General features: G+C 67.1%; 4 protein-coding genes. All 4 read left to right on the forward strand.

The window, feature by feature from the left end; all coding sequences use genetic code 11:
- Nucleotides 1–743: MCE family protein (locus tag GX543_RS10080; RefSeq protein WP_366929063.1), on the forward strand; the 743-nt coding region annotated here is incomplete at its 5' end.
- A gap of 1 nt (nucleotide 744) precedes the next feature.
- A complete protein-coding gene (locus GX543_RS10085; RefSeq protein ID WP_290851733.1) occupies nucleotides 745–2,046 on the forward strand; it encodes an MCE family protein in 1,302 nt (433 codons plus the stop codon).
- Nucleotides 2,046–3,326 (forward strand): MCE family protein, encoded by a 1,281-nt coding sequence (locus GX543_RS10090; protein WP_290851734.1) that lies wholly within the window; start codon nucleotides 2,046–2,048, stop codon nucleotides 3,324–3,326. The genes GX543_RS10085 and GX543_RS10090 overlap by 1 nt, the downstream gene beginning before the upstream one ends.
- Nucleotides 3,326–4,237: MCE family protein (locus GX543_RS10095; protein WP_290851736.1), on the forward strand; the 912-nt coding region annotated here is incomplete at its 3' end. The genes GX543_RS10090 and GX543_RS10095, both read left to right, overlap by 1 nt.

Here is a 4,237-nt window from a genome sequence, read left to right on the forward strand (position 1 = left end):
CCACGCTCACCGAGACCGACACCGAGGAACTCGACAAGGCGCTGACGACGGTGTCCGAGGCCTTCGAAGACACTCCGCCGGAGATGCGCGGCGCCGTCGAAGGGGTCGGCCGGCTGGCGACGGTGATCGCCGACCGCGACAACGCGCTCAACGACCTGCTGAAACGGGCCCGCGGCGTCTCGTCGATCGTCGGCGCGCGGAGCGAGCAGATCCAGAAGATGCTGATCGACGCCAACCTGCTGCTAGGCGAGCTGCAGGTGCGGCGCGAGGCCATCCGGCAGGTGATCGTCGGCACCAAGAACCTGACCGCCGAGCTGACGGGCTTCGTCAAGGACAACGAAGAACAGCTGACCCCGGTGCTCAAGAAGTTCAACCGCGTGCTGGACATCCTCAACGACAACGCCGACAACTTCAGCGACGCCATCGACAATCTCGGCCCGTACGCGAACATCCTCGGTGAAGCGGTGAGCTCGGGTCCATATTTCTCGTCGCTGGTGGGCCTGCCGACCTGGGGCGACTACATGGGCACCTTCTTGCGCGTGCTCGGCCAGAAATACCCGGAGGCGGCCGAGTATTTCATCAAGTACTCCGGCTTCCCGTTGCTCCCGGGCAACTGGGGTGAGGCGCCGCGCCGCAGCGCCCCGGACGTGAAGCGCCCGACGCCCTCGAGCCGCCCGCCGCAGCCGCCGAACCGCACCTCGCGGCCCACCGGTGCGCCGACGTCGACGACGGGAGGGCGCTGACATGTCCGTGTCTCAGAAACTGTCCGCACTGTCGACGACCAAGAAGGTGATCGCGGTCGCCGCGGCCGTCCTGGTGGCGGTGCTGGTCGTCATGCTGGCCTCGCTCGGGTTGCAGAAAGCGACCACCCGCACCCTCACCGCGTACTTCCCGTCGGTCACCGGCCTGTACGAGGGCGACCCCGTCCGCGTGATCGGCGTCAAGGTCGGCACGGTGACCAAGGTGGAGCCACGCAGCCGGAACGTCCGCGTGGTGATGCGGATCGACGACGACGTGCCCGTCCCCACCGATGTGCGCGCGGTGATCGTCGCGCAGTCGCTGGTGTCCGGTCGGTTCGTCCAGCTCACGCCGCCGTACACCACCGGACCGACGATCTCCGACGGCAACACCGACATCCCGATGGAGCGCACTGCCGTGCCGATGGAGTGGGACGACGTCAAGAAGCAGCTCGATGAGCTCAGCAACGTGCTCGGGCCGCAGACCGGCGACGACGGCGTCGTCGACCCGGGTACCGCCGCCAAGGCGATCGACGTGGCCGCGGCCAATCTCGAGGGGAACGGCCAGGCCATGGCGATCGCGCTGCGCGAGATGTCCACGGTGATGGGCACCCTCTCGGAGAACCGGGACGACCTGTTCGCCACGGTGAAGGCACTGCAGAAGCTGACCGGTCTGCTCGCGCAGAACCATCAGCAGCTGGTCCAGTTCAACGGCCGGATGGCCTCGGTGAGCAGTGTGCTGGCCGAGAGCGACGAGGCCCTCGGCGATGCGATGGACAACCTCGACGAGGCGCTCGGCGAACTGAAGACCTTCCTGGACGCCAACACCGAGACGATGGCCGCGACGGTGGACAAGATGGCCCCGTTCACCGCCACGCTCAAGCGGAACGACGAGGGGTTGCGCGGTCTGCTGCATTCGGCGCCCAACCAGCTCGCGAACTTCTACAACATCTACAACCCGCTCACCGGCTCTCTCGACGGCGTCTTCGGACTCGGCATGGGCAACAACCTGATCACGCTGCTGTGCGGCTCGATGGCCGCGACCGAACGTCCGCTGGACACTGAGGAGGGCGTGGAGAAGTGTGTCGATCTGCTCGCGCCGATCCTCAAGGACATCGCGGTGAACTTCCCGCCGTTCGCGGCCAATCCGCTGGTCGGGCGGGCCGCCACGCCCAGCATGATCACGTATCAGAACGAGAGCGTGAAGCGGCGGGCGCAAGCCGGTGTGGGCGAGCGTGACGTCGACAGCACCAAGCCGAATCCGCCGGATCCGATGCTCAAGCTCCTCCTGCCGTTCGGGAGGAACTGATGAAGCGTCACAGTCGCAAGTTCCTCGCGGTCGTCGCCGCGTCGGCCCTGCTCTTCCCGCTGGCGGCGTGCGGCGACCATGTCGCCTCGCTCTCGTCGATCGGCGCCCAGGGCACCGGTGAGGGCGCCTACCAGATCAGCGCGACGATCCCGTCCGCGGCGAGCCTGGTGCGCAACGCCCCGGTGATGATGACCGATGCGACGGTCGGCAGCGTCGCGGACATCAAGGTGGTCGACTGGGCTGCCGAGGTGACGATCCGCCTGGACAAGGACGTGCGCATCCCGAAGGGGTCGTACGCGATGATCGGCATGACCAGCGTGCTGGGTTCCTCTCACCTGGAGATCGTGCCGCCGGCCGAACCGAGCGGCCAGTACGTCGCGCCGGGCGACAGCCTGGAGCAGGCCGACTGCCCCGAGTCGGCGAACCTGCCGCGCCTGGAGGGGCAGGGGGTTCCGGGCGTCACGCTGGCGCAGAACATCGATCCGTGCCGCTATCCGACCACCGAACAGGTGCTCAGCTCGCTGTCGGTGGTGCTCAACGGCGGCGGTCTGGCGCAGATGGGCGAGATCGTCTCCGAACTCAGTGATGCGCTGGGCGGCCGTGGCGAAGAACTGAGCACCCTGATTCCGCGGATGAACACCCTGGTGTCCGACCTGGACGAGCAGACCGAGAACATCATCGCCGCGACCGACGGTCTGGCGCGGCTGACCGCACGCATCAACGAGCAGGAGCCGACTGTGCAGCGCGCCCTGGACTCCGGCCCGCAGATCCTGCAGTTGCTGGTGGACCAGCGAACCAACCTGATCGGTTCGCTGGGCGCGGTGGGCGATCTGTCGGCCACCGCCAACGAGATCATGGCCCGGGGCGCCGACGACCTGAAGGTCGTCGCGCCCAACATGAACAAGCTGCTGTCCCAACTCGCCCAGACCGGCCCCGCGCTGACCAACTCGCTCCGGATCCTGCTGACCTTCCCGTTCTTGCAGGAGCAGATCTCGACGATCGTCAAGGGCGATTACGTCAACTCGGATCTGGTGCTGGACCTGACCTTCGACCGGCTCGACAAGACCATGCTCACCTCGGTCGGCCTGACCGGGCCGGAGGGGCTCCTGGGCACGTCCGCGGGTAATGCGCGCAAGTCGACCGATCCGTTGCGCGCGCCCTTCGACCGGAACCGCAACGTCCCGGCGCCCAAGAAGAAGACGCCGGAGAAGAAGGCGCCGGACGGCAAGACCCCGTCCCGGACCACAGCCCCGACCACGAGTAAGCGGGAGGGCAACTGATGAAGATCACCGGTTTCATCCGCGGCCAGCTCACCGTCTTCGCGATCGTCTCGGTGATCGCGATCCTGGTCGTCGGCATCTTCTACATCCGCATCCCGCAGATGCTCGGCGTCGGCAGCTACCGGGTGACGCTCCAGATGCCCGCATCCGGCGGCCTGTACCAGAACGCGAACGTCAGCTTCCGCGGCGTCGACGTCGGCAAGGTGACGGGCATGTGGCTCACCCCGGACGGCGTCGAGGCGGAGTTGACCATTCGCTCGGGCACCGACGACATCCCGAAGGACTCCGCCGCCACGGTGCGCAGCGTCTCGGCCGTCGGTGAGCAGTTCGTCGAGTTCACCCCGCCGGAGAAGCCGGCCGGCGCGTTCCTGCGCGGCGGCGACACCGTCGTCGTGAACGACGACGACATGCCCGTCGAGATCTCCTCGATGCTCGACCAGGCCGATGCCCTGCTGCAAGCCGTCGGCAACACCCAGTTGCGCGAGGTGATGGATCAGACCTTCCTGGCGTTCAACGGCACCGCACCGGAATTGCGCAGGCTCCTGGACTCGATGATCCTGTTCGTCGGCGAGGCGAACAGGAACGTCGACGCGGTGACCGACCTGATCGATGAGGCCGGCCCCGTCCTGGGCACGCAGAACCAGACGGCCGCCCAGATCCGGGCGTGGACGCGCAACCTCACCGTCACCACCGACACGCTGCGCTCGCACAAGACGAACATCACCGGGATCCTGCAGAAGGGGCCCGGGACCGCCACCGCAGCGACGAAGCTGTTCGACGACATCAGCGAGTCGTTCCCGGTGGCGATCAGCAACCTTTCGGTGAACGCCCGCACGATGGCGGTGTATCTGCCGAATCTGCAGCAGACGATCGTGCTCTATCCGCGAGTGCTCGCCACGCTGATCACTGCG

This window comes from Gordonia sp. (in: high G+C Gram-positive bacteria) (genome assembly GCF_012515855.1).
GTDB lineage: Bacteria > Actinomycetota > Actinomycetes > Mycobacteriales > Mycobacteriaceae > Gordonia.